Source organism: Chromohalobacter sp. 48-RD10 (genome assembly GCF_029889785.1).
Taxonomy (GTDB): domain Bacteria; phylum Pseudomonadota; class Gammaproteobacteria; order Pseudomonadales; family Halomonadaceae; genus Chromohalobacter.
In genome coordinates this window covers 1-1,870 of the sequence record NZ_JARANX010000110.1, presented here as the reverse complement: position 1 = coordinate 1,870, position 1,870 = coordinate 1, and the positions used below count along the sequence as shown (strand labels likewise).

3 protein-coding genes and 1 pseudogene are annotated in these 1,870 nt (G+C 63.9%); all 4 read right to left on the bottom strand.

What is annotated here, in order from left to right; genetic code table 11:
- Positions 1-482: pseudogene (locus OP496_RS17495) on the bottom strand (phage late control D family protein); the annotation flags it as partial.
- Positions 479-691, bottom strand: a complete 213-nt coding sequence (locus tag OP496_RS17490; RefSeq protein ID WP_280565160.1) for a tail protein X — start codon at positions 689-691, stop codon at positions 479-481. The pseudogene OP496_RS17495 and the gene OP496_RS17490, both read right to left, overlap by 4 nt.
- Positions 666-1,073 (bottom strand): phage tail protein, encoded by a 408-nt coding sequence (locus OP496_RS17485; RefSeq protein ID WP_280565158.1) that lies wholly within the window; start codon positions 1,071-1,073, stop codon positions 666-668. Before OP496_RS17485 ends, OP496_RS17490 begins: the two co-directional genes overlap by 26 nt.
- Positions 1,066-1,870, bottom strand: an 805-nt coding sequence (locus tag OP496_RS17480) for a hypothetical protein (RefSeq protein ID WP_280565156.1), incomplete at its 5' end; no start/stop codon positions are given. The genes OP496_RS17485 and OP496_RS17480, both read right to left, overlap by 8 nt.

The window sequence follows — 1,870 nt, the reverse complement described above, 5'->3', positions numbered from 1 at the left end:
TCGTTGGTTTGATCGACATGCGGCAGCGCGATCGATGCCATGGCGTCCTGTATGGCGGGGTCGAGATCGTGCTCGCCAGCAATCGAGCGCGCCATATCGCCCAGCAACGTGCCAGCATCCCAACTGCGCGTCTTCTTCGTTTGCAGCATGAGGCGCGTGCTGCCTTCGCCCGAGTCGCTCTTTGCCAGCGGCATCGCCTGGGCGACGATGCGCAGCTGATTGGGAGGCCAGCTCTGCTCAAGACTGTCGACCACGTAGCGCCCAATGCTGACGACTTCATCGTCGTAGCCCAGGCAGGCTTCTAGCTCCGCGCCGGTCGGGGGCAGCGTCAGCGGTTCGCGTGGAAGGTGGTCGCTGACCACCAGTGTCAGCTTGTCGCTTTCGGCACCGGCTTCATCGGTGATCTTGAGCGAGACGAAACGTTCGCGGATCTGGCGGGTAATGTCTTCATCATTGGCAATAATACGGAAGGTCGGCGTCATCCCCATAACCTCACACGGCGGCGAGTGCTGGGCTTGTCAGCCTCGGGCAGCGTGATCGGGATGCCCGCCGGCAATATTGGCCCGGCATCGGCGAGCCCGGGATTTTCGCGCAACACACGCTCGACCAAGCCGTTGCTGATGCGGCCATAGCGGCGCCACACGATCCAATCGACGGTGTCGCCGTCATGCGTTCGATACGTCAGCGCCATCGTCGTAGTACCTCATTTTCAGGGTGAAGCGTTGCCGACGTGGCACGCCACCAGGAGCGAACGTGTCGCCCCGTTCCTCGATGTTGAGAATCACCCAGCGCCCATGCACATAGCCATTGCCATCGACCATCATCAGCGGTTCGCCCTCGCCGGCCTGGTCGCGCATGTCGCGGATCTGGTCCGGCCCGCCTTTCCAGCCGGGGTAAATGCGGCCGCTCAGGGTGATGGCGTCCTCGCCATAGCCGGTGAACTGCAGGGCATCGTGCTGCCCAACGCGGGACTGTGCCGCCCAGCGGTATTCGGTGGCCCGCGAAAACTCCTGGTAGGCGGCAGTGTCGAGCGTGAATTTGTAGCGGCCCAGCTTCATCATCACATCAGCCATCGTAGAGCGCCCCCTGCTGTTTCTCGTTGATCTTTTCCATCACCATTTCGGCGATACGCTCGGCGTAGGACTGGTCTGCCTCTCCCTCGCGACGGGAGACGTTCAGCGTGAGGTTGTTGGTAATCCGCTGGGTCACCTCGCGCTTGCGCTCGCCGGCGTTGGTGTTGCCGCCAGCCAGAGACGGACGCGCCGGAGGCAGTGCGTTGGCGGCGACGGCGCGGCCGCGTTGCTGGCGCTCGGCTTGCCGGTCTTTACTTCCTAGCCCTGGGCGGCGTGCCGAATCTCCCACGCGGGGGCGCTGGCTCGCTTCCTCGTCATCTCCATCACCACCAAAGCCCAGCCAGCTTTTGGCCTTGCTGAACGCGTCGCCGACCCACTCCAGCTTGCCGGCGATCCAATCCAGCGCCTTCTCGGCGGTGGCAGTGATGCCATCCCACAGGTTGCCGAACCAGCCGGTGATGCCGCCCCAGGCGTTGCTGATGGTCGCGAGGGGCGACCATGACAGCTTGTCTTTCATCCAGTCCCACGCGGCGCCGGCGAGATCCTTGGCCGCGCCGACGGGATTGCCGATTGCCTCAGTGACAGCATTCCAGTTGTTCACGATCAGGCCCAGCGGGGAGAAGCTGACGATGGTCTTGAGCTTGTCCCATGCCCAGGCGGCGGCGTCTTTGATGCCACCCCATAGCTTGCCGAACCAGCCGGTGATGCCGCCCCAGGCGTTGCTGATGGTCGCGAGGGGCGACCATGACAGCTTGTCTTTCATCCAGTCCCACGCGGCGCCGGCGAGATCCTTGGCC

Bases quoted from the DNA above. Each gene is read 5' to 3' on its own strand.
- OP496_RS17490 (WP_280565160.1), bottom strand. From the start codon at position 691: ATGGCGCTGACGTATCGAACGCATGACGGCGACACCGTCGATTGGATC.
- OP496_RS17485 (WP_280565158.1), bottom strand. From the start codon at position 1,073: ATGGCTGATGTGATGATGAAGCTGGGCCGCTACAAATTCACGCTCGAC.